The sequence below is a fragment of the Roseisolibacter sp. H3M3-2 genome, from assembly GCF_029211165.1.
GTDB lineage: Bacteria > Gemmatimonadota > Gemmatimonadetes > Gemmatimonadales > Gemmatimonadaceae > Roseisolibacter.
On the sequence record NZ_JARGEK010000745.1, the window covers coordinates 1 to 780 of the forward strand.

The 780-nt window shown below is 78.7% G+C and carries 1 protein-coding gene; it reads right to left on the bottom strand.

The genetic code is table 11. The annotated features are described in order from the left end of the window. Positions 1-153: 153 nt before the first annotated feature. Positions 154-780: RNA polymerase sigma factor (locus PYV61_RS26145; protein ID WP_275836822.1), on the bottom strand; the 627-nt coding region annotated here is incomplete at its 5' end.

A 780-nucleotide genomic window follows, 5' to 3' on the forward strand; every position in this document is an offset into this window, starting at 1 on the left:
GTCCGCGCGCCACCGCGGCGCCGACCACGCGGTCGACCGCGCCCGGCGGCACCGGCGGCAGCCCGCGCAGCGCGTCCAGCGCCGGCTCCAGCCCCGCCGTGCGGCGCACCTCGTCCGGCTCCAGCGCCGGGCGCCCGTCGTTCGCGGACCCGCTCATCCCTTGGCCTCCGTCAGGCGCGCGCGCAGGGCGTCGCTCGCCCGCTTCACCCGCATCTTGAGCGCGGACAGCCCCGCGCCCGTGGTCTCCATCATGTCGGCGTATTCCATGCCCTCCACGTGCCGCAGCAGGAAGGCCTCGCGCTGCTCGGCCGGCAGCCCGTCGAGCGCCTGCCGCACCTGGTCGTACAGCGCGTCGTCCCCCTCGGCGCCCCAGCGCGCGGGGAGCTGCGCCAGCACCTCGTCGGCGTCGTCGACCGCGGCGCGACGCCACCACTTCCGGCGCACCAGCGCGCTGCGGCAGCGGTTGGCGAGGATCCGGAACAGCCACGGCTCGAACGGCGCCCCCGGGCGGAAGCGCGGCAGCGCGTTCCACACCCGGACGAACGTGTCCTGCACCGCCTCCTCGGCGTCCTCGGCGGCCAGCCCCATGTTGCGGGCGAAGCGCAGCGACCGCGCGTAGTGCGCGTCGACGAGCTGCCGGAACGCCAGCGGGTCGCCGTCGCGGGCGCCGAGGACCAGGGCGGCGGTGTCGGGCGCCGCGCCCCAGCCGGCGGCCTGGGCCCCGCCCGCCCCGTCCGGGCGCTCGAGGCGCATCGGGCGGGCGCTCACGCGAGCCCCGCG